Here is a 26,825-nt window from a genome sequence, read left to right as displayed (position 1 = left end):
TTCGCTAGCGGGGCGTGACGATGTACGTCGCGGTCACGCCGTCCGTGGACTCGGACATCGTCAGCACCACGCGGTGCGTGTCACTGCGGAACAGCCCGAACGCGCTCGACGCGTCGGCGCGCTTCGCGGACTCGGTGTACCCGGCGGCCGCGAGCTGCTCGGCGGCCGCCTGGAAGTCGTCGACCGACGTCACGCGGACCTGCACCACCCACCCGGAGCCGTTCGGTCCGGCCCCACCACCGAGCACGGTGCCGTCGACGAGCGGGACGTCCGCGGTCGGGAACCCGTCCGGCACCTTGCCGTCGCTCGTGACCCCGGTGCCCGACAGCGCCGCGTCGAGCGCACCGTCGATGCCGCCCGCCACCGACGCCATGCCGTCCTGGATCGCCTTGCCGTCGATCCCCTGCACCGTCTCACTGATGTTCGAGGCCACCGACGACCCGAGGTCGGTGGCCTGCCGCACCGAGTCAGCGGAGCAGCCGGTCAGGCCCGCCAGGGCGATGCCCGCGGTGACGGCGGCGATGAGGGTCCGGGTCGTGCGCATGCGGACACCCTAGGTCGACTGCCGGGAGGCGCGGCGTGCGTTCCCTGGGAAACCTCCCGCCCGCCGCGCCGCCGGTCAGGAGAGGTAGGTGCGAGCGGCGGCCGTCAGGGCGTCGACCCCGACCGGGATCGCCGTCTCGGCCTGCGGCGCGTAGAACGGCGAGTGGTTGCTCGGGATGTCCTCGCCGCGGCGGAACAGCTCCGGGTCGGTGATGCCGGTGAACCAGTACACGAGGGGCACCCCCGCCGCGGTGGCGAGCTGCCCGACGTCCTCCGACGCCATCGCGAGCCCGACCTCGAGGTCGCGGGCGTCCGGCACGACACCGCGGAGCGCCTCGAGTACCCGCTTCGCCGCATCCGCGTCGTTCACGGTGACCTCGGCGCCGGGGGCGCGTTCGATCGTCGGGTCGGACAGCCCGCCGGCGTCGCTCTCGGCCCGCACGATGCGCTCGATCGAGGCGATGATGCGCTCGCGGGTCTCCTCGTTGCGGGCACGCGTCGAGATCTCGATCACGGCCTGGTCCGGGATGATGTTCGGTCGGGTCCCGGCGTGGAAGCTGCCGACGGTGACGACACCGGCGTCGGAGGGCGAGACCTCGCGCGAGACCACGGTCTGCAGTCGCACGACGGCGCTCGCGGCGGTGACGATCGGGTCGAGCGAGGCCTGCGGCGCCGACCCGTGCGCGCCGCGGCCGTTGAACGTGACCGTCAGGCGGTCGCTGGACGCCATCACGGGACCGCTGCCGACCGCCACGATGCCGACCGGTGCGGGCGCCGAGTGCTGCCCGAGCACCACGTCCGGCTTCGGGAAGCGCTCGACCAGGCCGTCCTCGATCATCGCGCGGGCACCCGAGATGACCTCTTCCGCCGGCTGGAACACGGCGACGACCGTGCCGTGCCACGCGTCGCGGGTGTCGACGAGGCGCTCGAGGGTGCCGAGCAGCCACGTGACGTGGATGTCGTGCCCGCAGGCGTGCATGGTCGGCACCTCGACGCCCTCGTCGTCACGGCCGGTGTGCGCGCTCGCGTAGGGCAGGCCGGTGCGCTCCTGCACGGGCAGGCCGTCCATGTCGGCGCGGAGCCACACGACCGGGCCGTCGCCGTTCGACAGGACGCCCACGACGCCCGTGCCGCCGACGCCCGACGTCACCTCGATCCCACCGATCTCGGCCAGCCGGTCGGCGACGACACCGGCGGTGCGGTGCTCCTGGAAGCCGAGCTCCGGGTGGGCGTGCAGGTCCTGGTACAGGGAGAGGAGGTCGAGGGTCACCCGTCCACCGTAACCCCGGAGTCGGCGAGCGCAGACGCCGACGGCCCGGCCACCTCGACGAGGTGACCGGGCCGTCGGACGGAGGCAGTGCCTCCAGACCGCTCCTGACTACGCGTCCTGGCGCTTCAGGCGGGCGTACGCACGCTGGCGTGCCTGCGCGTCGAGCTCGACCTTGCGGATGCGCACGTGGTCGGGGGTGACCTCGACGCACTCGTCCTCGCGCGCGAACTCCAGGCACTCCTCGAGGGAGAGCTGGCGCGACGGCGTCATCGACTCGAAGGAGTCGGCGTTCGCCGAACGCATGTTCGTGAGCTTCTTCTCCTTCGTGATGTTGACGTCCATGTCGTCGGCGCGCGAGTTCTCGCCGATGACCATGCCCTCGTAGACCTCCTCCGTCGGGTTGACGAAGAACGTCATGCGCTCCTGCAGGTTCGTGATGGCGAACGGCGTGACGACACCGGCGCGGTCGGAGACGATCGAGCCGTTGATGCGGGTCTGGATCGGCCCGGCCCACTCGTCGTAACCGTGCGAGATCGCGTTCGCGATGCCGGTGCCGCGGGTCTCGGTGAGGAACGACGTGCGGAAGCCGATCAGGCCGCGCGACGGCACGATGAACTCCATGCGGATCCAGCCGGTGCCGTGGTTCGTCATGTTCTCCATGCGACCCTTGCGCGCGGCCATGAGCTGCGTGATCGCGCCGAGGTGCTCCTCCGGCGTGTCGATCGTCATGTGCTCGTAGGGCTCGAGGAGCTTGCCGTTCTCGTCGCGCTTGGTGACGACCTGCGGCTTGCCGACCGTGAGCTCGAAGCCCTCGCGACGCATCTGCTCGACCAGGATGGCGAGCGCCAGCTCACCGCGGCCCTGGACCTCCCAGGTGTCCGGGCGGCCGATGTCCTGCACCTTGAGCGAGACGTTGCCGATGAGCTCGCGGTCCAGGCGGTCCTTGACCATGCGGGCCGTGAGCTTGTGGCCCTTCACCTTGCCGACGAGCGGCGAGGTGTTGGTGCCGATCGTCATCGAGATCGCCGGGTCGTCGACCGTGATGGTCGGCAGCGGACGGACGTCCTCGGGGTCGGACAGCGTCTCGCCGATGGTGATCGTGTCGAAGCCGGCGACGGCGACGATGTCACCGGGGCCCGCCGACTCGGCCGGGAAGCGGTCGAGTGCCTTCGTGATGAGCAGCTCGGTGATGCGGGCGTTCGCGACGGTGCCGTCGTGCTTGACCCACGCGACCGTCTGCCCCTTCTTCATCGTGCCGTGGAAGATGCGGAGCAGCGCGAGGCGGCCGAGGAACGGCGAGGCGTCGAGGTTGGTGACGTGCGCCTGCAGCGGGTGCTCGTCGTCGTACGTCGGGGCCGGGACGTGCTGCAGGATCGCCTCGAACAGCGGCTCGAGGTCGTCGTTGTCGGGCAGCGAGCCGTCCTCGGGCTTGTTGCGCGACGCGGCACCGGCACGACCGGACGCGTAGACGACGGGCACGTCGAGGATCGCGTCGAGGTCGAGGTCGTCGACCTCGTCCGACAGGTCGGAGGCCAGGCCGAGCAGCAGGTCCTGCGACTCGGAGACGACCTCGTCGATGCGGGAGTCCGGGCGGTCCGTCTTGTTGACGAGCAGGATCACCGGGAGCTTCGCGGCGAGCGCCTTGCGGAGCACGAAGCGGGTCTGGGGCAGCGGGCCCTCGGACGCGTCGACGAGCAGCACGACACCGTCGACCATGGAGAGGCCGCGCTCGACCTCACCACCGAAGTCGGCGTGGCCGGGGGTGTCGATCACGTTGATCGTGATGCGACCGCCCGGGTTGAACTCCTCGGCGTGCTTCCCGTTGTAGAGCACCGAGGTGTTCTTCGCGAGGATGGTGATGCCCTTCTCGCGCTCGAGGTCGTTCGAGTCCATCATCCGGTCTTCGCCCTCGAAGTGGGCGTCGAACGAGTTGGTCTGCGTGAGCATCGCGTCGACGAGGGTGGTCTTGCCGTGGTCGACGTGTGCCACGATGGCGACGTTGCGCAGGTCGGACCGGGTGGCGAGCGCCATACAGGACATCCTTCGGTGTTCAGGAGAAGATCGGGCGGCCGGTCGTCTTGGACACATGGCACCCGCGGGCAGAACGCCCGACACGCCAGTCTACCGGTAGTTCGCAACCCTGAGGAGTACAGCCCGTGAGCAGACGACGAACGTGGATCGAGATCACGATCGTCCTCATGCTCTCGCTGGGCGGCAGCGCGCTGTACTCGGTGCTGCAGATCATCGACGACCTGTCGCAGACGACCCCGCTCGGGCAGCAGTCCACCGCGCTCAACACGTCGACCACGACCGTGCAGTACGTCGACCTCGCGCGGCAGCTCGTCGGCATCGCGGTCGACCTCGCCCCGGTGGCGCTGGTCTGCTACCTGCTCTGGAGTGCCCGCCGCCCGCACCTGCACCGCCTCGGGATCGACCGGTTCCGCGTCCGGCCGGACGTCGGGGCCGCCGCGCTCATCGCGCTCGGCATCGGCATCCCCGGGCTCGCGCTGTACTTCACGGGGCGGGCGCTCGGCTTCACGGTGGACGTCGACCCCGCGGCGCTGAACACCTACTGGTGGACCGTCCCCGTCCTGCTGCTCTCGGCGATCCGGTCCGGGCTGCAGGAGGAGGTGATCGTCATCGGGTACCTGTACGAGCGGCTCGGCGGCATCGGCTGGGGGCGGTGGCAGGTCATCCTGTCGACCGCGGTGCTGCGCGGGAGCTACCACCTGTACCAGGGGTTCGGGGCCTTCGTGGGGAACGCGGTGATGGGCATCGTGTTCGGCTGGATCTACACGAAGTGGGGGCGGCTCCTGCCCCTCGTCATCACGCACTGCCTGCTCGACGCCGTCGTCTTCGTGGGCTACCCGTTCGTGGTGCAGGCGTTCCCGCAGCTGTTCCGGTAGCGGTCCCGTCGCCGAGGCGACCGGGCGACGGACGGGAGGCGCGGTGCCAGCCGGCACCGCGCCTCCCGTCCGTCGTCTGGTCACGCGACCAGCTGCGGCACCTTCTCCGGGTAGTGGCAGGCCGCACGGTGGTCGCGCTCCGCGCCGCGGCGCGCGGCCTTCTCCGGCACCTCGTCGCGGCAGCGCTGCTGCTCGGACTCGGGCAGCATCGCGTACAGCGGGCACCGCGAGCGGAAGCGGCAACCCGTCGGGCGTTCGGTCGGGCTGGGCGGGTCCCCCGGCAGCAGGATCGTCCTCCGCGACCGCTCGACGACGGGGTCCGGCACCGGCACGGCCGACATGAGCGCCGCCGTGTACGGGTGCATCGGGCGTTCGAAGACCTCGTCGACCGCGCCCTCCTCCACGGTGCGGCCGAGGTACATCACGCTCACCCGGTCCGCGACGTGCCGGATGACCGACAGGTCGTGCGACACGAACAGGTAGGACAGCCCGAGACGCGCCTTGAGGTCGGCGAGCAGGTTGAGCACCCCGGCCTGGATCGACACGTCGAGCGCGGACACCGGCTCGTCGAGCACGATGAGCTCCGGCTCGGTGGCGAGCGCCCGGGCGATCGAGATGCGCTGCCGCTGGCCGCCCGAGAACTCGTGCGGGTAGCGGTCGGCCTCGGCGGCCCGGAGCCCCACGAGCCCGAGGAGCTCCGGCACCCGCTCGGCGATGCGGTCGGACGAGGCACCGATCGCGCGGAGCGGCTCGGCGACGACGTCGTAGACCGACATGCGCGGGTCGAGGCTCGCCGCGGGGTCCTGGAACACCATCGAGATGCGCTGCCGCAGCTGCTTCGTGGCGACGACGGGCCGACCGAAGAGCTCGACCGTGCCGTGCTCGGGTCGCTCGAGGTCCATCAACTGGTGCAGCGTCGTCGACTTGCCGGAGCCCGACTCTCCCACGAGGCCCAGGGTCTCACCCTTCCGGATGTCGAGGTCGACACCGTCGACGGCGAAGACCTGCCCGACCTTCCGCTTGAAGAGCGCACCGCGCAGGAGCGGGAAGGTCTTCGTCAGGCCCTCGACCCGGACGACAGCGTCCCGTCCGGCGCGGTCGGTCGGCGCGTTCACCGCGGTCGCGGCCGCGGGGATCTCCGGCAGGCGGAAGATCGCGCCGGCGTCGGCGTGTGCCGCGGCGACCTCCTCGTAGCGGTGGCAGGCGACGGCGTGCGGAACCGCGGTGTCGACCGGTTCCTCGCCCGCCACGCCGGCGGCGACGTCGACGGTGGCGAGCGGCGGCTCCGACCCGCGGCACACGGCGGCGGCGAGCGGGCACCGGTCGGCGAACGGGCACGCGTCGGCGAGTCCGATGAGCGACGGTGGCGAGCCCGGGATCGGCACGAGCGGACCGCCGCTCGACTCGTCGAGCCGCGGCAGCGCGCCGATCAAGCCGATCGTGTACGGCATCCGTGGCCGAGCGAAGAGTTCCTCGGCGCTCGCGGTCTCGACGATCCGCCCGGCGTACATCACAGCGATCCGGTCGGCGATGCCGGCGATGACCCCGAGGTCGTGGCTGACGAACACCAGGGCGGCCCCGGTCTCCTGCTGCGCGGTCCGCAGGACGTCGATGATCTGCGCCTGGATCGTCACGTCAAGCGCCGTCGTCGGCTCGTCCGCCAGGATCACGTCCGGGTCGTTCGCCATCGCCATCGCGATCATCGCGCGCTGTCGCATGCCGCCCGAGAACTCGTGCGGGAAGGCGTCGACGCGCTGCTCGGCTTGCGGGATGCCCACGAGCTTGAGCAGCTCCACCGCCCGGGCGCGGGCCTGCTGCTTGGTACCACCGCGGTGCACGAGGACGGTCTCGGCGATCTGGTCGCCGATCGTGTACACGGGTGTGAAGGCCGACAGCGGGTCCTGGAAGACCATCGCGACCTTCGCACCGCGGAGCTTGCTCATCTGCTTGTCGCTGCGGCCGATGAGCTCCTGCCCCTCGAGCTCGATCGACCCCGTGACCTTCGTGGTCTCCGGCAGCAGGCCGAGGATCGCCATGCTCGTCACGGACTTGCCCGAGCCGGACTCCCCCACGATGCCGAGGACCTCGCCGCGGCGCAGTTCCAGGTCGACGCCGCGGACGGCGTGCACCTCACCGCGTGGGGTCGGGAAGCGGACGTCCAGCTCGCGCACGCGCAGGACGGTCTCGGTGGTGGTCGTGGTGGTGCTCATGCGCCGGCCCCTGCCTGCGTGGTGATGGTCGCGGCATCGACCGCGGCCTGGTGCTGATCGCGCTTCCGGCCGCTCCGCTTCTGCCGCTTACCGGTCGCCGACGTCGGGTCGAGCGCGTCCCGCAGACCGTCGCCGAGCAGGTTCGCCGCGAGCGCGAACACCACGAGGGCGCCGGCCGCGAAGTAGAACAGCCACGGGTAGGTGAGCGCGGCGTCCTGGTTCTGCGCGATGAGGGTGCCGAGCGAGACGTCCGGCGCCTGCACGCCGAAGCCGAAGTAGCTCAGGCTCGTCTCGGAGAGCACCGCCGCGCCCACCTGGATCGTGCCGTCGATGATCAGGAACGACGCCACGTTCGGCAGGATGTGCCGCACGATGATCCGGAACGGGCCGATGCCCATGTACCGGGCCGCGCGGACGAACTCGCGCTCCTTGACCGACAGCGTCATCGAGCGGACGACCCGGGCGGTGACCATCCAGCCGAACGCCGCGATGAGGACGACCAGGACGATCCAGCCGGAGTCCTGGATGCGCGGGCTGATGATCGCGATGATCAGGAACGACGGCAGCACGAGCAGCACGTCGACGAAGAACATCACGATGCGGTCGGTCCAGCCGCCGAAGTACCCGGCGGCGGCCCCGGCCAGGGCGGCGAGCGCGGTGGAGAACACCGCGACGAGCAGCCCGATCAGCAGGCTCTTCTGCATCGCTCGGGCGGTCTGGGTGAAGACGTCCTGCCCGATGCCGTTGGTGCCGAACCAGTGCGTCCCACTCGGCGGCTGCGTGAACGCGGTGTAGTCGATCTGTGAGTACCCCCACGGGCTGACGAGCGGGCCGACGAAGGCGAACGCGAACAGCACGAGGATGGTCACGAGGCCGACCCCGGCACCGCGGTTCATGAAGACCCGGACGACGGTCTGGACGAAGCGGTTGCGCTGCTTCCGGCCGGGTGCCGGCGTCCCGGGGAGCGGGGTGTCCGCGCGCGCGACGGTCGATCCGTCGACGGGCTCGATGCGGGTGTCGGTCATGTCAGGCCCTCCGGACGCGCGGGTCGAGCACGGCGGTCATGGTGTCGGCGAGGAAGCCCGCGAGCAGCACCACGACGGCCGCGAACAGGGTGTACGCGGTGACGGAGTTGACGTCGTTGTTCTGGACCGCGTCGATGAACCAGGCGCCGAGGCCGTTCCACCCGAAGATCTTCTCGGTGAAGGTCGCACCCGTCAGGATGCCGAGGAACCCGTAGGCGAACAGCGTCGTCATCGGGATGAGGGCCGTCCGCAGACCGTGCTTGAACGTCGCGCGGCCCTTCGTCAGACCCTTCGCCCTCGCCGTCCGCAGGAAGTCGGAGCCGAGCACGTCGAGCATCGTCGCCCGCTGGTACCGGCTGTAGATCGCGATCAGGCCGAGTGCGATCGAGATCGTCGGCAGGAGCAGGTGCACGCCCCGGTCCGCGAACAGCTCCCACCAGCTGCCGGAGAGCCCGGGCGTCGCCTCGCCGGTGAAGTTGATGAGCTGCGTGCCGCTGTCCTGGTTGAGCTTCGTCGCTCCGATCTTCAGGAACACCGCGGTCAGGAACACGGGCGTCGAGATGAGGAAGATCGAGATGATCGCGCTCACCCGGTCGGACAACCGGTACTGCCGGATCGCGTTCCAGACACCGAGCAGCACCCCGAGCACGATGCCGATGACCGACCCGACGAGCAGGAGCCGCAGGCTGACGCCCAGTCGCGGCCAGAACGCGTCGTTGACGCTCTTGTCCTGGATCGTCTGACCGAGGTTGCCCTGCACCGCGTCGCCGAGCCAGTGCCCGTACCGGACGACGACCGGCGTCTTGTCGTTCACCCCGATGTGGTCGAGCTTGGCGTCGACCACGGCGGTCGGCGGCGCCGGGTTGCGTTCCGCGTAGACGGATCGGGGGCTGAACGTTGCCGACGCGAGGAAGTACGTCAGCGACGTGGCGAGGAACACGAGCACGACGTAGTACACGAGTCGACGCGCCAGGTAGCGGATCATGCGCATCACCTTACGACTCGATTTGTTTCCGGCAGATGACACGCTCGGTCGCCGCGCGTAACGAATTGGCGTTTGCAACAGAAGCCCTCGTCTGCCCCCGCCCAGGGGACGTAGGGTGATCCCAATCTTCACGGGAGGAAGAACATGAAGCACAGGAAAGCCCTGGCGTTGACGGCGGCACTCGCCGGCTTCGCCCTCGTCGCCACCGGATGCTCCAGCGGTGGCTCCGGCGGGTCCGGCGGCTCCGGTGACTCGGGCAAGGAGGCCCTGCCCTCCAGCGCCCAGATCAACGAGAAGCCCGTCTCCGACCTGCAGCAGGGCGGCACGCTCCGACTGCCGATCTCGCAGTGGATCTCGCAGTGGAACTACTTCGAGCTCGACGGCACCCTGCAGGACGCCGCCGACGTCGAGGCGGCGACGATGCCGCAGACGTTCGTGATCGACTCCGACGGCAAGCCGCAGCTCGACAAGGACACGCTCGAATCGGCCGAGGTGACCAGCGAGGATCCGCTGACGATCACGTACACCGTGAACCCGAAGGCCATGTGGAACGACGGCACGCCGATCACGTGGAAGGACTTCGAGGCGCTCTGGAAGGCGAACAACGGGACCGACCCGAGCTACCAGATCGGTGACAGCACCGGGTGGAAGGACATCGAGTCGGTGACCCAGGGCTCCGACGAGCGCCAGGCGATCGTGAAGTACTCGACGCCGTTCTCGGACTGGAAGTCGCTCTTCAGCCCGCTGTACCCGGCGAGCGTCATCGGGACGCCCGACGGCTTCAACAACGGCTACAAGGACAAGGTCCCGGTCTCGGCCGGTCCGTACAAGGTGTCGAAGCTCGACGAGACCGCGGGCACCGTCACGCTCGTCCCCGACGAGAAGTGGTGGGGCGACAAGCCGAAGCTCGACCAGGTCATCTTCCGGAACCTCGACGGCAACGCCGACGTCGACGCCTACCTGAACAAGGAGCTCGACTCCGTGTCGGTCGGTACCTCGGACCGGTACGCCCGGGTCAAGGACGCGAAGGACACGAAGATCTACGCGTCCCAGTCGGCCTCGTACACCCACGTCGACTTCTCCTCGCAGGGCACCCTGAAGGACGAGAAGCTCCGACTCGCGTTGCAGCACGCGATCAACCGTGAATCGCTCGCGTCGGTCATCGGCGGCACCCTGCCGTACAAGCTGCCGGTGCTGAACAACCACGTGTTCCTCGCCACGGACAGCGGGTACAAGGACAACTCGAGCCCGAACGGCACATTCGACGTCGAGAAGGCCAAGAAGCTCCTCGACGACGACGGGTGGAAGACCGACGGCACCTACCGGAAGAAGGACGGCAAGACGCTCGCGATCTCCATCACGATCCCGTCCGGTGCCACGAGCTCGCAGAAGATCGCCGAGGTCATCCAGGCCCAGCTCAAGGACGTCGGCGTGAAGCTGTCCATCAAGTCGGTGTCGAGCGACGACTTCTTCCCGCAGTACGTCACGCCGGGCAACTACGACATGACGCTGTTCCTCTGGGGCGGCACCGGCTACCACGCCAGCGGCGCGAGCATCTTCATCAGCGGCGACACCGGCCAGAACTACGGTCGCGTCGGCAACGAGAAGATCGACAAGCTCGTGAACCAGGCGATCGCGGAGACCGACACCACCAAGGCGAACGCCCTGTGGAACCAGGTCGACGAGAACGTGTGGGCGATCGGACACTCCCTGCCGATCGTGCAGTCGCCCCGTGTCATCGCGCAGAACCCGAAGCTCGCGAACTACGGCGCCCGTGCCGGCGCCATGGTCTACGACTGGACCAAGGTCGGGTTCACCAAGTAGCAGCACGACACCAGGACGGGCCCGGTCGCACCACGCGACCGGGCCCGTTCCCTGTCCTACTGTGAGGGCATGAGCATCCCCGAGCCGGGCGACACCGCGCCCGACTTCTCCCTGCCCGGACTCGTCGTCCGGAACGGCACCCGCACGGACGACGAGTACGCCCTGTCCGCGGTCATCGGCCGTCCGCTCGTCCTCGCCTTCTACCCCGGCGACGCCACGCCCGTCTGCACGGCCCAGCTCTGCAGCTACCAGGAGGAGCTCGACGACTTCACCGACCTCGGCGCCGTCGTCTGGGGCGTCAGCCCGCAGGCCCTCGACTCCCACGAGGAGTTCGCCCGCGGCGCGTCCCTGTCGTTCCCGCTGCTGAGCGACACCGGCGGCGACGTCGCGCGCGCCTACGGTGTGCGAGCGCCGGGCATCGGCCTCCGCCGCTCGGTCTTCGTGATCGACGCCGACGGCATCGTCCGGTGGCGCCACGTCGGGCTCGTCGGCCTGCGCTTCCCGACGGCGGAGACCATCCGCGAGCAGGTCGAACAGCTCGTCTGACCGCGCCGGACGGACCGGCGTTCCTGAAGATCGGGCGTCGGCTGTTGACACCCGGACGGGGCGTGCCGACCATGGACGCACGAGGTCCGCAACGGACCCGCCTCCCCGGGGAACCGGGTCGCCCGGCGGTACGCGCAGGTGTGTCACACCCGCTCCCGGGCGTTCCCGGGGAGGCGCTCTCGATCCCGCCCGCTCCCCTACGATGGCCTGGATGAGCACCGTCGTCGCGCCCCGGATGCGCCTGTTCGCCGTCGTCCTGTGGGCCGTCGCGGTCGCGCTGGTCCCGCTCGCGCTGCTGACCGGCGGCAACCCGTGGCTCGCCCCCGTCCCGAGCGTCTTCACCGCGTTCATCGCCTGGGCCGTGCTCTGGCGCCCGCGCTTCGAGCTCACCGACGACACGCTCACGATCGTCGACGTGCGCCGCACGAGCACCTACCCCTGGCGTCGCGTGCAGGAGGTCCGGACGAAGTACGGCATCGAGGTGGTCACGTCCGAGGGCGTCCGCCGCACCTGGCTCGCGACGCGACCGACCGCCGCGCTCGGGCTGCGTGGCCCCGGGGGCGGCTCGACGACGGCCGCCGACGTGCGGGCGGTCGCGGACGTCCTCCGCGGACACGTCCCTGCCCCTGTCGCGCAGGACGGGCCGCCGCCGGCGACCGTCGAGGCCGCGACCATCACCCACCGTGTCCACGGCTGGACCGTCACGGCGATGATCGTGCTCGGCGTCGCCGCGTCGATGGCCGGAGCGCAGCTCTAGGGCAGGACCGGTCCGGCCTGGAGGCGCGTGGCGGGCCCGCACCGAGCCTCCACGCCGTCTGCGGTCGCGTCAGGAGGCGCGTGGCGGGGCCGTACCGACCCTCCCGGCCGGCCCGTGGTGCGTCAGGCTGCGAACGCGACCGCGGAGACCACCAGCAGGACCACGACCGCGGCCCCGGTGCCGACGGCGGGACGGTCCCACGTGCGGTGCACCGCGCGGTCCCCGGGTCGCGCCGTCCGCCGTGCGCGCCAGCGCGAACGGATCGCCCGCAGCTCCTCCGGCTCGTGCGGCACCGACAGTTCCCCGCGACGGGCCGGACGCGAGCCGCGGATCGACGGCCCGCCCCGGCAGGTGACCGATCGGCCGTCGGCGGTCTGCACCACGATCTGCCAGCGGAGCCGGACGTCGGCGACGGCCGCCCACGGGACGCGTGTGGTGCGCAGCGGGTTCACGACGGTGAGCGCGTCATCGTCGAGCCGGACGGCCGGGCGGACGGTGAGCAGCCAGAGCGCCCACACGAGCGCGGTGACCGGGCCGACCGCCGACCAGAAGACGTCCCAGCTGCCCCGCGCCGCAGCGTCGACGAGCAGGAAGAGCCCCAGGACGGCGACGAGGCCGGACGCCACCGCCCATCCGCGACCTGCGCGGAGGGCGACGGGACGTCCGGCCTCGGGGTGGTGCAGCGGGATCAGCGCCCGAACTCGAACCCGGCACCCGGGATCGCGGCGAGCAGGTCCTTCGTGTACTGCTCCTTCGGGTCGGCGAAGACCTCGTCGGTCGTCGCCTTCTCGACGATCTGCCCCTTGCGCATGACGCACACGTTGTCCGCGACGAGGCGGACGACGGCGAGGTCGTGCGTGATGAAGAGGTACGTCAGGTCCAGCTCGCTCTGCAGCTCGGTGAGCAGGTCGAGGATCTGGCCCTGGACGAGCACGTCGAGGGCGGAGACCGCCTCGTCGAGCACGATGACCTCGGGCTTGAGCGCCAGCGCACGCGCGACGGCGATGCGCTGCCGCTGGCCACCGGACAGCTCGTTCGGGTAGCGGTTCACCATCGACTTCGGCAGGGCGACCTGGTCGAGCAGCTCGAGCACACGGGCCCGGCGGCTGGCCTTGTCTCCCACCTTGTGCGTGGCGAGGGGCTCGGCGATCGTGTTCCCGACGTTGTACATCGGGTCCAGCGAGCCGTACGGGTCCTGGAAGACCGGCTGCACGCGGCGGCGGAAGTCGAACAGGTCCTTGCCCTTGAGGGCGCCGATGTCGATGCCGTCGAACGTGACCGAACCGCCGGTGATCGACTCGAGCTGCAGCACGAGCTTCGCCACGGTCGACTTGCCCGAACCCGACTCACCGACGAGCGCCGTGGTGGTGCCCTTCGGGATCGAGAACGACACGTCGTCGACGGCCTTCAGCTCGCGCGACTGCAGGTTCTTGCCGCGGAGCTTGTAGACCTTCTGCAGGTTCTTCACGACGATGAGGTCCTGCGCCGGACGGTGCTCGCGCTCCTGGGCGCGGGCGATGAGCTCGTCGTCCTCGCTGCCGGCGTCCGCGATGTCGACCCGCGCGTGCTGCACCTTCGACTGGATGCGGCGGCTCGCGAGCGAGGGCGCCGCGGCGACGAGGCGCTGCGTGTACGGGTGCTGCGGGTTCGCCAGGATCTCCTTCGACGGACCCGACTCGACGACCTGGCCCTTGTACATCACGACGAGCTTCTCGGCGCGCTCGGCGGCGAGGCCGAGGTCGTGCGTGATGAAGAGGACCGAGGTCCCGAAGTCGCGGGTCAGCGTCTCGAGGTGGTCGAGGATGATCCGCTGGACGGTGACGTCGAGCGCCGAGGTCGGCTCGTCGGCGATGAGCAGCTGCGGGCGGCTCGACAGACCGATGCCGATGAGCACGCGCTGGCGCATGCCGCCGGAGAACTCGTGCGGGAACTGCTTGAGTCGGGTCGCGGCGTCGCCGAGGCCGGCCTCCTGCAGTACCTCGACCGCGCGGGCGCGGATCGCGTGCTTGCCGGTCGCCATGCCGTTCGCCTTGATGGCCTCTTCCACCTGGAAGCCGATCGACCACAGCGGGTTGAGGTTCGACATCGGGTCCTGCGGGACGTAGCCGATCTCCTTCCCGCGGATGCCGGCCATCTCCTTGTCGGACAGTCCGACGAGCTCACGCCCGTTGAACTTGATCGACCCGCCGGTGACCTCGCCGGTGCCGGCGAGGAGCTTGATGATCGCCTGGGCGCTGGTCGACTTGCCCGAACCGGACTCGCCGACGATCGCCAGGCGCTCGCCCTGCTCGAGGGTGAAGTCGACGCCGCGGACGGCCTGGACCATGCCGCTCTGGGTGCGGAACCCGACCTGCAGCCCGGAGACCTCGAGCAGCGGGGCGCCGGAACCGGCCGGACGACGGGTGGTGGGATCGGTGAGCGTCTCGGTCATCGACGGGCCCTCGCCTTCGGGTCGAGCGCGTCGCGGACCACGTCGCCGAGGAGCAGGAACGCGAGCACGGTGATGGACAGGGCGGCGGACGGCCAGAAGATCGTCGACGGGTTGGTGCGGATCGACGTCTGCGCCGTCCCGATGTCGAGACCCCAGCTGAGCGCCGACGGGGGCAGCCCGATGCCGAGGAACGACAGGGTGGCCTCGGCGACGATGAACGAACCGAGCGACACCGTGGCGATCACGATGACGGGCGCGATCGCGTTCGGGATCACGTGGCGGACGAGCGTGGTGAAGCGGCTGACACCGAGGGCCGCCGAGGCGGTGACGTAGTCGGACTGCTTCGCGCTGAGCACCGCACCGCGCATGATGCGGGCGATCTGCGGCCACGCGAACGCGGCGAGCACGAGCGCCACCGTGATGGCGTTCCGGGCCGGGATGACCGACATGATCACGATCGCGCCGAGGATGGTCGGGATCGAGAAGAAGATGTCACCGATGCGGGAGACGATCGTGTCGAGCCAGCCGCCGTAGAACCCGGCGAGGGCGCCGATGATGATGCCGACGAGCGACACCAGGATCGTCGCGACCAGGCCGACGATGACCGAGCTGCGGGCACCCCAGATGACGCGGGCGTACACGTCGTAGCCCTGACGGTTGTAGCCGAGGGGGTGGCCCGGACGAGCGCCCTCGTCGCTGAAGTCGAGGTTCGCCGCGCGGGGGTCGACGTGCGTGAACAGGCCGGGGAAGATCGCGACGACCAGCACGAGCAGGATCAGGATGGACGAGATCCAGAAGGTCGGGCGGACGCGCATGGAGTCCCATGCGTCGGTCCAGGTCGAGCGCGTCTTCTCCGTCTCGTCGACCTGGTCGACGGCCTGGAGCGGCGTCTCCTCGATCGGCGCCACGTAGTGCGTCGCGGAGCGGGGTTCGGCGTTACTTGGCATAGCGGATCCTCGGGTCCAGGACGGCGTAGAGCAGGTCGACCAGGAGGTTGGCGAGCATGAAGATGATGACCATCACGGCGACGAAGGAGACGACCGTGGGGCCCTCGCCGAGCTTGACGGCGCGGAACACCGTGCCGCCGACACCGTTGATGTTGAAGATGCCCTCGGTCACGACCGCACCGACCATCAGGTTGCCGATGTCGACCCCGAGGTAGGTCACCACGGGGATGAGCGAGTTGCGGAAGATGTGCACCCCGACCACGCGACGACGGGGCAGGCCCTTCGCGGTGGCGGTCCGCACGAAGTCGGCGCTCATGTTCTCGGCGACGCTGGCGCGCGTGAGCCGCACGATGTAGGCGAACGACACGGTCGCGAGCACGATCGCCGGGAGCACGAGCTCCGACCACGGCGCCTGACCCGACACCGTGACGCGGAACAGCCCCAGCTGGATGCCGAAGACGTACTGCAGCAGGAAGCCGACGACGAAGGTCGGCACCGAGATGAGCAGGAGCGAGACGACGAGCGCGGTGGTGTCGAACCACTTGCCCTTCTTGAGGCCCGCGATGACACCGACGACGATGCCGGCGACGGCCTCGAACAGCAGCGAGAGGAGCGCGAGGCGCGCGGTGATCGGGAACGCCGACGCGAGCTGCTGCGACACCGGCAGGCCCGAGTAGGTGAGCCCGAGGTCGCCACGGAAGACGCCACCGATCCACAGGAAGTACTGGACCAGGAACGGCTTGTCCAGGTTGTACTGCTGCCGGAGCTGCTCGATCACCTGCGGCGACGGCTGGCGGTCGCCGAACAGCGCGGCGATCGGGTCGCCGGGCAGCGAGAAGACCATGAAGTAGATGAGGAACGTGGCCCCGAAGAACACGGGGATGAGTTGCAGGAGGCGCTTGCCGAGGTACCAGAGCATCAGATCGCTCGGTCCTGCGCAGCGGCGCGCGTGTCGTTCTGGTTCATGTCGTGAGGGGTGGACGGCTCGCGGGTCGGCACGGGTGTCCGGTGCGGGCGGCGGCGCCCGCGGTGGTGGGGGTTGTGTTGCCGCCGAGGTACGGGGGCCCGGAGACCGTGTGGTCTCCGGACCCCCGTCCGGTGGCCGCGGAGCAGGATACCTGCTCGCGGTGTGTCTCCGCGGTGCGCGACCGCAGGAGACCGGTGTTACTTGGTGACCTCGATGTCGTAGTACAGCGGAACGGAGTCCCAACCGAACTTGACGTTCTTGACGTTGTCAGCCGACCAGACGCCGGTCACGTTGGCGTACCACAGCGGGATCTCCGGCAGGTCCTTGAACAGGAGTTCCTGGGCCTGGTCGAAGTACTTGTCGCCCTCTTCGACGGTCGCAGCCGAACGGCCCTTGGCGAGCAGCTCGTTGTACTCGGCCGAGTCGTAGCGCGCGTAGTTGCTGGACGAGCCCTCACCCATGGTCGGGCCGAGGAAGTTGTACAGCGACGGGTAGTCGGCCTGCCAACCGGTGCGGCTACCGCCAGTGAGCTTGTCGTTCGTCTGGGCGTCGAGCGCCTCCTGGAACGTCGGGATCGCCTTGCCCTCGGCCTTGATGTCGAGCGTGTTGGCGATCGAGTTGGTGACCGCGGTCACCCAGGCCTCGTGACCACCGTCAGCGTTGTAGGCGATGGTGAGGGTCTCGTCGTACGGCGAGATCTCGTTGGCCTGCGCCCAGAGCTTCTTGGCCTCGTCCGGGTTGTAGTCCAGGACGTCCGAACCCTCGAGGTCGCCGTTCCAGCCGGAGATCACCGGGGAGGTGAAGTCCTTGGCCGGGGTGCGGGTGCCGTCGAAGATCTTGTCGGTGATCTGCTTGCGGTTGATCGCCATCGACAGGGCCTCGCGACGGAGCTTGCCCTCGTCGCCGCTCCAGTGCTTCAGGTAGTAGGGCAGGTAGAAGCCCTGGAAGATCGCCGCGGCCTGGTTGACGTTCGAGTCGGGGAAGTCCGACTTGTAGGTCTGGAAGGCGCTGTCCGGGATCGCGTCGAGCACGTCGAGGTTGCCACCCTGCACGTCCGCGTAGGCGGTGTCCTGCGAGGTGTAGAACGTGATCGTCAGACCACCGTTCTTCGGCTTGCGCTTGCCGGCGTAGTCCTCGTTGGTGACGAGCTTGATCGACTGGTTGTGCGTCCACGCACCCTTGCCGTCGAGCTTGTACGGGCCGTTGCCGATCGGGTTCTCACCGAACGCCTTGGTGTCCTTGTAGAAGTCCGAGGGCAGCGGCATGAAGGCCGAGTAGCCGAGCGACAGCGGGAAGTCCGACTGGGCCGACTTCAGCGTGACCGTGAACTCGTCGTCGCTCTTGACCGTGAGGCCGGTGAGCTCGGAGTCCGCGTCGGCGTTGTAGCCCTCGATGTTCTCGAAGAAGTAGCTCGCGCCCTGGGCGTTCGACTTCTGGGCAGCCCAGTTCCACGCCTTCGTGAACGACTCGGCCGTGACCTTCTCACCGTTGGTGAAGGTGTAGCCGGTGTTGAGCTTGATGTCGTAGGTCTTGGAGTCATCGGTGTCGATGCTCTTCGCGACCTCGTTGACCGGCTTGCCGTCGGCGTCGTACGAGACGAGGCCCTCGAAGATCGACGTGATGATCTTGCCGCCACCGGTCTCGGTGGAGTTCGAGGGGATGAGCGGGTTCTGGGGCTCGGAGCCGTTCGTGGTGACGATCCCGGACGCGTTCGTCGAGCCCGAGTCACCGCCGTTGCCGCTTCCGTTGCTGGAGCAGCCGGTCAGGGCGATTGCTGTGGCCCCGAGCACGGCGAGGGCAGAGAGCCCAGCGCGCTTCTTGATCAAGGTTCCTCCTGGTGCATGGGACACGCCAGGCACAGAGGTGCTGCCAGGCGTGTTTGTCCTTGCACTGTAGGCAGTGCTCCGACCGCCGACCAAACCCTGCGGCCATCGGTTACAAACCGGAAACCAAGTTGCAGGATCATTGCGGGAGGATGCAAGATTCGGGCGCTGTGGCGGGGTGCGAGCGGGTTTGTTGCTTCTGCAACGAACTTGTTGCACGAGCGCACAACGATGGGCTAGCCGAGCAGCGCTCGTGAGGACGTGGAGCGCTCCGACGTCCCGCTGCCCACCCGGCCCGCGTGGCCCCTGACACACGTGTGCCCTGCCCGGAGCTCCCGGGCAGGGCACACGCTACGCGCTCAGCGGTCGGACCGCCGCCGTGTGACACGGCTGACGGGTCGGATCAGGCGAACGCCTCGATGGGCGGGCAGGCGCAGACGAGGTTGCGGTCGCCGTACGCCTGGTCGATCCGGCGCACCGGCGGCCAGTACTTCCGCGCGCTGATGCCGGGCACCGGGTAGACGGCCTGCTCCCGCGTGTACGGGTGCGTCCACTCGCCCGAGATCGCGGACGCCGCGGTGTGCGGGGCGTGCACGAGCGGGTTGTCGTCCGCCGGCCACTCCCCCCGCTCGACCGCCGCGGCCTCGGCCCGGATGGCGAGCATCGCGTCGACGAAGCGGTCGAGCTCGGCGAGGTCCTCGCTCTCGGTCGGTTCGACCATGAGCGTCCCGGCGACCGGGAACGACATCGTCGGTGCGTGGAAGCCGTAGTCGACCAGGCGCTTCGCGACGTCGTCCACGGTGATGCCCGACGACTCGCGCAGCGGGCGCAGGTCGAGGATGCACTCGTGGGCGACCAGCCCCGACTCCCCCGTGTAGAGGACCGGGAACGCGTCACGCAGGCGTGCGGCGACGTAGTTCGCCCCGAGCACCGCCGCCTCGGTCGCCCGCGTCAGCCCCTCGAGCCCCATCATCCGGACGTAGGTCCACGTGATCGGCAGGATGCTCGGGCTGCCGTACGGCGCAGCACTGACCGGGCCGCCCGCGTGCGCGAGCCGTCCGGCGGCGCCGTCGTCGGCAGCCGACGACCCGGGGCGCCGGTCGGCCTGCTGCGCCATCGGGTGCGCGGGCAGGAAGGGCGCGAGGTGCGCCTTCGCCGCGACCGGCCCGACGCCGGGGCCACCGCCGCCGTGCGGGATGCAGAAGGTCTTGTGCAGGTTGAGGTGCGAGACGTCGCCACCGAAGTCGCCGAAGCGGGCGTGCCCGAGCAGCGCGTTGAGGTTCGCGCCGTCGACGTACACCTGGCCGCCGGCCTCGTGCACGGCGTCGCAGACCTCGCGGACGTCGTGCTCGTACACGCCGTGCGTCGACGGGTACGTGATCATCAGCGCGGCGAGCGTGTCCGCGTGCTGGCCCGTCTTCGCGCGGAGGTCCGCGAGGTCGACGTTGCCGTCCTCGTCGCAGGCCACGACGACCACCTTCATGCCGGCGAGCACCGCCGACGCGGCGTTCGTCCCGTGCGCGCTCGACGGGATGAGGCACACGGTGCGGTCGAGGTCCCCGCGGGAGCGGTGGTACCCGCGGATCGCGAGCAGTCCCGCGAGCTCACCCTGGCTGCCGGCGTTCGGCTGCAGCGAGACGGTGTCGTACCCGGTGACCTCGGCCAGCCAGGACTCCAGGTCGCCGATCATGTCGAGGTACCCCTCGACGTCCTCGCGCGGCGCGAACGGGTGCACGTTCGCGAACTCCGGCCAGGTCACCGCCGCCATCTCGGTCGCCGCGTTGAGCTTCATGGTGCAGCTGCCGAGCGGGATCATGCCGCGGTCGAGCGCGTAGTCCTTGTCCGCCAGGTGCTTGAGGTACCGCATCATGCGGGTCTCGCTGCGGTGCGCGCTGAACACGGGGTGCGTCAGGTACTCGCTGCTGCGCAGCAGGTCGGACGGGAGGCCCGGGGTCGCGTCGCGCACGGCGCCCTCGGTCGCCGGCACGGTCACGTCCACCGCCCCGAACACTCCGGCGAGCGCCGTCACGTCCTCCGGCGTGGTCGTCTCGTCGACCGACAGCTGCAGGGTGTCGGCGTCCACCAGGTGGAGCAGGCGGTCCGCGTCGCGCGCGGCGTCGACGATCGCTGCCGCACGGCCGGGTGCCCGGAGCGTGAGGGTGTCGAACCAGTGCTCGTGCACGACCTCGAGCCCGGCCGCGCGCGCGACGTCGGCGAGCGCCGAGGTCGTCCGGGCCACCCGGTCCGCGATGAAGCGCAGCCCCTCGGGGCCGTGGTAGACGGCGTACATCGACGCCATCACGGCGAGCAGGACCTGCGCGGTGCAGATGTTGCTCGTCGCCTTCTCGCGACGGATGTGCTGCTCGCGGGTCTGCAGGCTGAGCCGGTAGGCCATCTGCCCGTCGGCGTCGAAGGAGACCCCGACGAGCCGGCCGGGCAGCTGCCGCTCGAGGCCGGCGCGGACCGCGAGGTACCCGGCGTGCGGGCCGCCGAAGCCGAGCGGGACGCCGAAGCGCTGGCTCGTGCCCACGGCGACGTCGGCGCCGAGGTCGCCCGGGCTCGCCAGGAGCGTCATCGCGAGGAGATCGGCCGCGACCACGGCGATGCCACCGCCGGCGTGCACCCGCTCGATCGTCGCCGAGGGGTCGACCACGCGCCCGGAGGCTCCGGGGTACTGCACGATGACGCCGAAGGCGCCGTCCAGGTCGCCGTCGCTGGGGCCGGTGGCAGCGTCGAATGCCCGGAGCGTGATGCCCACGGCGTCGGCGCGATGGTCGAGCAGGGCACGGGTCTGCGGCAGCAGGTCGGCGTCGACGAGGAACGCATCGCCCGTGACCTTGGACGCACGACGGGCGAGGAGCATGCCCTCGACCACGGCCGTGCCCTCGTCGAGCATCGACGCGCCGGCGGTGGCCATGCCGGTCAGGTCGGACACCATCGTCTGGAAGTTGATGAGCGCCTCGAGTCGGCCCTGCGAGATCTCGGGCTGGTAGGGCGTGTACGCCGTGTACCAGCTCGGGTTCTCGAGCACGTTCCGCTGGATCACCGCGGGCGTGTGGGTGCCGTGGTAGCCGAGGCCGATCATGGCGCGGCGGACCGTGTTGCGCCCGGCCTTGACCCGGAGCTCGGCGAGGGCCTCGGTCTCCCCGACCGCTGCCGGGATCACCGAGTCGGTGACCGGCGCGGCGTGGATCGACTCCGGGATGGCCGCACGGACGAGCGTGTCGAGGGACGGCTGTCCGACGGCGTCGAGCATGACCTGCTGGTCGGCGCTCGTCGTCCCGATGTGGCGGTCGGCGAAGGACGTCTGGAGGTTCTGCTGCGTGCCGGTCATGCGAGGGACGCCCGGTAGGTGTCGTGGTCCATGAGGTCCTCGGGGAACGAGGTGCCCTCGACCTTGAGCTTGACGAGCCAGCCGGCGCCGAACGGGTCCTGGTTGACGGTGTCGGGGGCGTCGACCACGGCGTCGTTGATCGCGACGACCTCGCCCTCGATCGGGGCGAAGAGCTCGCCGACGCTCTTGGTCGACTCGATCTCGCCCATCTGCTCGCCGGCGGTCGTGGTGGTGCCGACGGCGGGGAGCTCGACGTAGACGACGTCCCCGAGCTGCTCGGCGGCGTGGTCGGTGATGCCGACGGTGACGGTGTCACCCTCGACGAGGATCCACTCGTGGTCGGCGGTGTACTGCAGTGCGGTCTGGTCGGTCACGGGGTCAGCCTCTCGGGGTGCGACGGTAGAAGGGGAACGGGGTGACGATGCTGGGGATCGCGGTCCCCCGGACGTCGATGTGCAGGAGTTGTCCCTCGCCGGCCACGGCCGGGTCGACGAAGGCCATGGCGACGGGGTGTCCGAGCGTCGGGGACAACGCCCCGGACGTGACGGTGCCCACCACGGTCCCGTCGTGCACGACGTCGTAGCCGGCCCGGGGAGCGCGGCGCCCCTCGGTCACGAGCCCGACGAGCACGCGGGCGTCCGGGTCCGGCTGCACGCCGGCGTCCCCGACGAAGGAGCCCGAGGTCGCGACGACACGACCGAGCCCCGCCTGCGCGGGTCGGACGTCGACGGACAGCTCGTGCCCGTAGAGCGGCATGCCGGCCTCGAGCCGCAGGGTGTCGCGCGCGGCGAGCCCGGCGGGGACGACACCGCGGTCGGCTCCGGTCTCGAGCAGCGCGACCCAGATCGACGACGCGACGTCGGTGCCGCTGTAGATCTCGAAGCCGTCCTCGCCGGTGTAGCCGGTGCGGGCGACGAGGACCTCGGCGCCGTCGAACAGCGCGTGCAGCACGCGGTAGTACCGGAGCTCGTCGAGCGGGGTCTCCGGCTGCAGGCGGTCGGCCACGACCAGGGCGTCGAGCGTCCCCGCGGCGGCCGGACCCTGGATCGCCACGAGTGCCGTGGTGTCCGAGTCGTCGGTGACCTCGACGTCGTACCCGTCGGAGCGTGCGACGAGCGCGTCGACCGCGACGGAGCGGTTCGCCGCGTTCGCCACGACGAGGAAGACGTCCTCGCCCGTGCGGTACACGACGAGGTCGTCGAGGATCCCGCCGTCCTCGGCGAGGAGCAGCGAGTACTTGGCGCGGCCGACGGGCATCGCGCCGAACGACCCGGCGAGCGCGTGGTCGAGGAACGGCACCGCATCCGGGCCGACGACACCGACCTCGGCCATGTGCGACAGGTCGAAGACACCCGCGGCCCGGCGGACCGCGTGGTGCTCGGCGAGGTCGGACGAGTACCGCACGGGCATCCGGTACCCGGCGAAGTCGGTGAAGGTGGCGCCCGCAGCCTCGTGCGCGGGTTCGAGTGGGGAGGAACGCATGACGGAGTTCTCCTGGCATCGGCAGGACCCGACGGCCGTCGTCGGGTGGGAACTCCCCCTCTGTCATGGGCCTGAGAGTTTCACCGCGGCCCGTGAGGTCCGGCGGCTTTCACCGTGGGCGAGACACCGCGCGGGCCCGGCGGGGACGCGTGTCTGCTTTTCAGAGTGGCCTGTCCGCTGCGGTGTGGGACCTGAGAGATTGACGGGGAGGTTGCTCCTTCGGTGCCGTGCGCGTGCGCTCGGCTCTCCCGCGGCGGGTGTGCGGCCGGTGTTGAGTTGTGCAGGCCCGAGCATACCGACCCCGCGTTTCGGGCATGTGTCGCGGCACCGTCTTCGACGTCTCGTAGAATGCGGGGATGGCAGGTCAGCGATCGCGCCCCCGTGGGCAGCTCGAGCAGGCGGTCCTCGAGACCCTGCATGCCGCGGCCGACCGCGGGATCGTGGACGGGTGCACGGCCCGCCAGGTCCTGGACGCCTTCCCCGAGCCCCGGCCAGCACTGACGACGGTCCTGACCGTGCTCGACCGGCTCGGACGCAAGGGCCAGGTCGAGCGGCAGGAGCACGACGACGCCCCGCTGACCTTCCGCGCCGTCCACAGCCGCGAGCAGCAGACCGCGTCGCTGATGTCGAACGCGCTCGCCGCCGCGTCCGACCGCGAGGCCGCACTGCTCCAGTTCACCGGATCGCTCGCCTCCGACGACCTCGACGTCCTGCGCCGCGCCCTCGACGCCCGAGCACAGTCCTGAGGGAAGCCGCCGCGTGGTCGTCGCCGGAGTCGCCCTCATCGCACTCGCCCTCGTCGTCGTGGTGGCCGCCCCGCGCGTGCTGACCCGGTCCGCCTGGACGATCGACCACCCGCGCACCGCCCTCGTGTCCTGGTCGGTGGCGGTCGTGCTCGGCGTGGTCGGCTTCGTCGTCGGCACCACCCTGGTCGTCGTCGCGAACCGACCGATCACGGACCCCTTCGGGCTCGGGGAGTCGCCGACGCACCGGTTCAACCTCGCGGTCGCGCTGCTCGCCGTGCTCGCCTTCGTGGTCGCCGTGCGGGTCCGCCCGGGCCCCGAGCACGACGCCGTGCGCGAGGCGATGCGGTCGGGTTCCGCACCGCACCGGCAGATCGACGGCACCACCGTCGCGCTGGTCGAGGCGGACCACGCGCTCGCCTGCGCGGTCCCCGGCCGGTCCGGCGGGGTGCTCGTCAGCACCGGGCTGGCGGACCTGCTGCGGACCGACGAACTGGAGGCCGTGGTCGCCCACGAGCGCGCCCACCTGACCCAGCGCCACGCGGTGGCCGTCGCGGTCGCCGAGTCGATCGAGCGTGCGGTCCCCTGGGTGCCGGGCGCGCGCGCGATGGCGCGCTCGACGCGCGTCCTCGTCGAGTTCGCGGCCGACGACGCGGCGGCCCGACGCGTCGGACGCGACGCCCTGCGCCGAGCAGTGCTCGTGGCGGACGGGACGAGCGCGCTCGGGGCGGTGCGCGCCTCCCGGCTGCGCTGAACCCGCAGGACGCGCCTGTCGGGGGCGAGGCATAGGGTTGCAGGCACCGTGAAGCCACTGACCGAAGCAGACATCCGTTCGTCGTTCGTGAACGCCACCCCGGACGAGCTCGAGCAGCTCCCGATCCCGGGGTTGCACGAGATGCTGTGGGACGAGCGCGAGTTCCTGGGCTGGCGCGATCCCCAGGCCGCCCGTCGCGGCTACATCGTGTCGTGGATCGACGACCGCCCGGTGGGCATCGTCGTCCGTTCCGCCGGTGGCTCCCTGCGACCCGGCATCGCCGCGATGTGCTCGTTCTGCCACTCGCCGCAGCCGGCGACGCAGGTGCGGCTGTTCTCGGCCGCGCGCGCCGGCGAGTCCGGACGCAACGGCAACACCATCGGCTCGTACATCTGCGAGGACCTCGGCTGCTCGATGCTCATCCGCACCGCGCCGCCGCACCTCAACCCGCCGGCGACGATCGCCATGCGCGGCGAGGCACTGCTGCAGCGCGTGCGGAACTTCACCGAGGACGTGGCGAAGACCGCGTGAGCCGCTTCGACACCGCCCGGTGGGCCGTCGTCGAGGAGTCCGGCGACGGACGGTGGCGGCTCAGCATCCGCGACGACGCCGACGATGAGCTCGGCGCGCTCGGCCTCGGTGTCGAGGGGGTGTGGGATCCCGACGTCGAGCCGCACGTGGCGTTCGTGCTCGTCCAGCTCGGCCTGACCCTGCGCGGAGCCCGACCCTGGCACGAGGACGAGCTCGGCGACCAGCGGGCCCCGGTGCTGCCGCTCGGCTGACCGACGGGCGGTCCGGACGTGCGGCGGCTCGGATCTGCTGCCACTCAGCGCTCGGTGGCCGCGATGAAGTTCCGGAGGATCTCGCGGTCGTCGTCGGCCCGGACCGCCCAGACGAGTTCACTCCGGGCGGGGTCGTCCTGCAGGGGCAGCAGCACCACCGTGTCGGGGGCCGCGAGGGTCGCGCTCTCCGGAGCGACCGTCACGCCGAGCCCCGCTCCGACGAGGTGCAGCACGGTGGCCCACGTGGTGGCCTCCTGGACGACCTCGGGCCGACGCCCGTCGGCAACCACGGGCGCGAGGTTCCGCTCGGTCGCGACCGCCCCGGCGACCGCGGGGAAGAACACGAACGGGTCGTCGACCAGTTCGGTGCCGCGGATCGACGCCCGCTCCGCGAGCCGGTGCCCGTGCGGGACCGCCGCGACGAACCGCTCCCGTCGGAACGGCAGGAAGCGGACGGCGGGGTCCGGGTCAGGGTCGCGCAGGACCGCCAGGTCGAGCTCGCCCCGGACGATGCGGGCGAGGAGCGACGAGGAGTAGCCCTCCGTCAGCTCGACACGGACGAGCGGGTACCGCTGGCGGAAGGCCTGGACGCGCTCGATCGGACCGAGCGGCAGTGCCGAGACGACGAACCCGACGTCCAGCCGTCCGGCCTCACCCCGTCCGACCCGCACGACCTCGTCGACGTCACGCGCTGCCTGGTCGAGCAGCGAGCGCGCCCGGCCCTGCAGCACCCGACCGGCAGCGGTCAGCGCGACGCTGCGCGAGGTCCGGACGAACAGGTCGACCCCGAGGTCGCGCTCGGTCCGTCGGATCTGCTGCGAGAGCGCGGGCTGGGCGATGCGCAGTCGCTCGGCGGCCCGCCCGAAGTGCAGCTCGTCGGCGACGGCGAGGAACGCCCGGAGCTGCCGTAGGTCCACATCCATGCACGCAGCCTATCGATCAGCGTGAACGAGTATTGGACACGATCAGATCGCCGTCCGAGGATGGGTCCATGCCCGAGACGACCCCCACGCTGACCATCGCCGAACTCGAGTCCGCCGCCGACGCCGCTGCCTTCCGCACCCTCAACGAGGCGTGGATCGAGCAGTACTTCACCCTCGAGGACGAGGACCGCGCGATCCTCGGCGACCCGATCGGTCGCATCCTCGAGCCGGGTGGTGCGGTGTTCGTCGCGCGGCTCGACGACGAGGTCATCGGCTGCATCGGGATCATGCCGGTCGGGGAGCGCGTGTTCGAGCTCGTCAAGATGGCGGTCTCGCCGGCGCACCAGGGGCACGGCACCGGCCGGAAGCTCATCGCCGCCGCACTCGACCGCGCCCGTGCCCTCGGTGCGCAGCGGATCGCACTCGAGAGCAACAGCCGCCTGGCGAGCGCGGTGTACCTGTACGAGGCGTTCGGATTCCGCCACCTCGAGCACGACGAGATCGCCCCGAGCCCCTACGTCCGCGCCGACGTCCACATGGTGCTCGACCTGGCCTGACCACCACCCGGTACCG

General features: G+C 70.5%; 24 protein-coding genes and 1 riboswitch. Of the genes, 9 read left to right on the top strand and 15 right to left on the bottom strand.

What is annotated here, in order from left to right:
• Nucleotides 1–4: 4 nt before the first annotated feature.
• The 3 genes from ACIPEQ_RS06900 to typA form a co-directional block, all read right to left on the bottom strand.
• Nucleotides 5–544 (bottom strand): hypothetical protein, encoded by a 540-nt coding sequence (locus tag ACIPEQ_RS06900; RefSeq protein ID WP_402714611.1) that lies wholly within the window; start codon nucleotides 542–544, stop codon nucleotides 5–7.
• Nucleotides 545–619: 75 nt separating this feature from the next.
• Entirely contained in the window at nucleotides 620–1,813 is a 1,194-nt protein-coding gene (locus ACIPEQ_RS06895; protein WP_402714610.1) for an amidohydrolase, read from the bottom strand.
• Nucleotides 1,814–1,921: 108 nt separating this feature from the next.
• A complete protein-coding gene (typA, locus tag ACIPEQ_RS06890; protein ID WP_402714609.1) occupies nucleotides 1,922–3,844 on the bottom strand; it encodes a translational GTPase TypA in 1,923 nt (640 codons plus the stop codon).
• 125 nt (nucleotides 3,845–3,969) lie between these two features.
• On the opposite strand from typA, the gene ACIPEQ_RS06885 reads away from it, so the two are divergent.
• Nucleotides 3,970–4,719 carry a CPBP family intramembrane glutamic endopeptidase gene (locus ACIPEQ_RS06885; RefSeq protein ID WP_402714608.1) on the top strand — a complete coding sequence of 250 codons (750 nt, stop codon included), beginning with the start codon at nucleotides 3,970–3,972 and terminating at the stop codon, nucleotides 4,717–4,719.
• Between the two features lie 80 nt (nucleotides 4,720–4,799).
• Here ACIPEQ_RS06885 and ACIPEQ_RS06880 read toward each other — a convergent pair whose 3' ends face one another.
• The 3 genes from ACIPEQ_RS06880 to ACIPEQ_RS06870 are packed head-to-tail and all read right to left on the bottom strand — an operon-like array spanning nucleotide 4,800 to nucleotide 8,939.
• The gene (locus ACIPEQ_RS06880; RefSeq protein ID WP_402714607.1) at nucleotides 4,800–6,929 is read right to left on the bottom strand and encodes a dipeptide ABC transporter ATP-binding protein; all 2,130 of its coding nucleotides are present in this window, start codon (nucleotides 6,927–6,929) and stop codon (nucleotides 4,800–4,802) included.
• Nucleotides 6,926–7,954, bottom strand: coding sequence for an ABC transporter permease (locus ACIPEQ_RS06875; RefSeq protein WP_402714606.1), 1,029 nt, complete (start codon nucleotides 7,952–7,954; stop codon nucleotides 6,926–6,928). Before ACIPEQ_RS06875 ends, ACIPEQ_RS06880 begins: the two co-directional genes overlap by 4 nt.
• 1 nt (nucleotide 7,955) lies before the next feature.
• Nucleotides 7,956–8,939, bottom strand: a complete 984-nt coding sequence (locus ACIPEQ_RS06870) for an ABC transporter permease (protein ID WP_402714605.1) — start codon at nucleotides 8,937–8,939, stop codon at nucleotides 7,956–7,958.
• Between the two features lie 144 nt (nucleotides 8,940–9,083).
• On the opposite strand from ACIPEQ_RS06870, the gene ACIPEQ_RS06865 reads away from it, so the two are divergent.
• From ACIPEQ_RS06865 to ACIPEQ_RS06855, 3 genes are all read left to right on the top strand, one after another.
• Nucleotides 9,084–10,763, top strand: coding sequence for an ABC transporter family substrate-binding protein (locus ACIPEQ_RS06865; RefSeq protein ID WP_402714604.1), 1,680 nt, complete (start codon nucleotides 9,084–9,086; stop codon nucleotides 10,761–10,763).
• Nucleotides 10,764–10,832: 69 nt separating this feature from the next.
• A complete protein-coding gene (locus ACIPEQ_RS06860; RefSeq protein WP_402714603.1) occupies nucleotides 10,833–11,309 on the top strand; it encodes a peroxiredoxin in 477 nt (158 codons plus the stop codon).
• Nucleotides 11,310–11,520: 211 nt separating this feature from the next.
• Entirely contained in the window at nucleotides 11,521–12,066 is a 546-nt protein-coding gene (locus ACIPEQ_RS06855) for a PH domain-containing protein (RefSeq protein ID WP_402714602.1), read from the top strand.
• Between the two features lie 122 nt (nucleotides 12,067–12,188).
• Here ACIPEQ_RS06855 and ACIPEQ_RS06850 read toward each other — a convergent pair whose 3' ends face one another.
• From ACIPEQ_RS06850 to gcvT, 8 genes are all read right to left on the bottom strand, one after another.
• Entirely contained in the window at nucleotides 12,189–12,692 is a 504-nt protein-coding gene (locus ACIPEQ_RS06850) for a PH domain-containing protein (protein WP_402714601.1), read from the bottom strand.
• Between the two features lie 62 nt (nucleotides 12,693–12,754).
• The gene (locus tag ACIPEQ_RS06845; RefSeq protein WP_402714600.1) at nucleotides 12,755–14,497 is read right to left on the bottom strand and encodes a dipeptide ABC transporter ATP-binding protein; all 1,743 of its coding nucleotides are present in this window, start codon (nucleotides 14,495–14,497) and stop codon (nucleotides 12,755–12,757) included.
• Nucleotides 14,494–15,444, bottom strand: coding sequence for an ABC transporter permease (locus tag ACIPEQ_RS06840; protein ID WP_349873237.1), 951 nt, complete (start codon nucleotides 15,442–15,444; stop codon nucleotides 14,494–14,496). Before ACIPEQ_RS06840 ends, ACIPEQ_RS06845 begins: the two co-directional genes overlap by 4 nt.
• On the bottom strand, nucleotides 15,434–16,363 hold the full coding sequence (locus ACIPEQ_RS06835) for an ABC transporter permease (protein WP_126892237.1): 930 nt from the start codon (nucleotides 16,361–16,363) through the stop codon (nucleotides 15,434–15,436). Before ACIPEQ_RS06835 ends, ACIPEQ_RS06840 begins: the two co-directional genes overlap by 11 nt.
• A 245-nt stretch (nucleotides 16,364–16,608) precedes the next feature.
• The gene (locus ACIPEQ_RS06830) at nucleotides 16,609–18,237 is read right to left on the bottom strand and encodes an ABC transporter substrate-binding protein (RefSeq protein ID WP_402714599.1); all 1,629 of its coding nucleotides are present in this window, start codon (nucleotides 18,235–18,237) and stop codon (nucleotides 16,609–16,611) included.
• A 400-nt stretch (nucleotides 18,238–18,637) separates the two neighbouring features.
• Nucleotides 18,638–21,568 carry an aminomethyl-transferring glycine dehydrogenase gene (gene gcvP / locus ACIPEQ_RS06825; protein ID WP_402714598.1) on the bottom strand — a complete coding sequence of 977 codons (2,931 nt, stop codon included), beginning with the start codon at nucleotides 21,566–21,568 and terminating at the stop codon, nucleotides 18,638–18,640.
• Complete coding sequence (gene gcvH / locus ACIPEQ_RS06820; RefSeq protein WP_126892234.1) at nucleotides 21,565–21,942, bottom strand: glycine cleavage system protein GcvH; 378 nt, start codon at nucleotides 21,940–21,942, stop codon at nucleotides 21,565–21,567. The genes gcvP and gcvH overlap by 4 nt, the downstream gene beginning before the upstream one ends.
• A gap of 4 nt (nucleotides 21,943–21,946) precedes the next feature.
• Entirely contained in the window at nucleotides 21,947–23,050 is a 1,104-nt protein-coding gene (gene gcvT / locus ACIPEQ_RS06815; protein WP_402714597.1) for a glycine cleavage system aminomethyltransferase GcvT, read from the bottom strand.
• Nucleotides 23,051–23,220: 170 nt separating this feature from the next.
• Nucleotides 23,221–23,311: riboswitch (glycine riboswitch) on the bottom strand.
• A gap of 95 nt (nucleotides 23,312–23,406) precedes the next feature.
• Between gcvT and ACIPEQ_RS06810 the strand changes: the two genes are divergently transcribed.
• The 4 genes from ACIPEQ_RS06810 to ACIPEQ_RS06795 are packed head-to-tail and all read left to right on the top strand — an operon-like array spanning nucleotide 23,407 to nucleotide 25,329.
• Complete coding sequence (locus ACIPEQ_RS06810) at nucleotides 23,407–23,796, top strand: BlaI/MecI/CopY family transcriptional regulator (protein ID WP_402714596.1); 390 nt, start codon at nucleotides 23,407–23,409, stop codon at nucleotides 23,794–23,796.
• 13 nt (nucleotides 23,797–23,809) lie between these two features.
• A complete protein-coding gene (locus ACIPEQ_RS06805; RefSeq protein ID WP_402714595.1) occupies nucleotides 23,810–24,547 on the top strand; it encodes a M56 family metallopeptidase in 738 nt (245 codons plus the stop codon).
• 48 nt (nucleotides 24,548–24,595) lie between these two features.
• Entirely contained in the window at nucleotides 24,596–25,078 is a 483-nt protein-coding gene (locus ACIPEQ_RS06800) for an FBP domain-containing protein (protein ID WP_181430698.1), read from the top strand.
• Nucleotides 25,075–25,329, top strand: a complete 255-nt coding sequence (locus ACIPEQ_RS06795; RefSeq protein ID WP_402714594.1) for a hypothetical protein — start codon at nucleotides 25,075–25,077, stop codon at nucleotides 25,327–25,329. The genes ACIPEQ_RS06800 and ACIPEQ_RS06795 overlap by 4 nt, the downstream gene beginning before the upstream one ends.
• A gap of 44 nt (nucleotides 25,330–25,373) precedes the next feature.
• On the opposite strand, the gene ACIPEQ_RS06790 is transcribed toward ACIPEQ_RS06795, so the two are convergent.
• Nucleotides 25,374–26,252: a LysR substrate-binding domain-containing protein gene (locus ACIPEQ_RS06790; protein WP_402714593.1), complete on the bottom strand. Its 879-nt coding sequence runs from the start codon at nucleotides 26,250–26,252 to the stop codon at nucleotides 25,374–25,376.
• Nucleotides 26,253–26,320: 68 nt separating this feature from the next.
• Between ACIPEQ_RS06790 and ACIPEQ_RS06785 the strand changes: the two genes are divergently transcribed.
• Nucleotides 26,321–26,809: a GNAT family N-acetyltransferase gene (locus ACIPEQ_RS06785; protein WP_402714592.1), complete on the top strand. Its 489-nt coding sequence runs from the start codon at nucleotides 26,321–26,323 to the stop codon at nucleotides 26,807–26,809.
• Nucleotides 26,810–26,825 lie beyond the last annotated feature (16 nt).

Source organism: Curtobacterium sp. NPDC087080, assembly GCF_044745105.1.
In the GTDB taxonomy this organism is placed as follows: domain Bacteria; phylum Actinomycetota; class Actinomycetes; order Actinomycetales; family Microbacteriaceae; genus Curtobacterium.
This window is presented reverse-complemented; position numbering and strand designations above follow the sequence as displayed.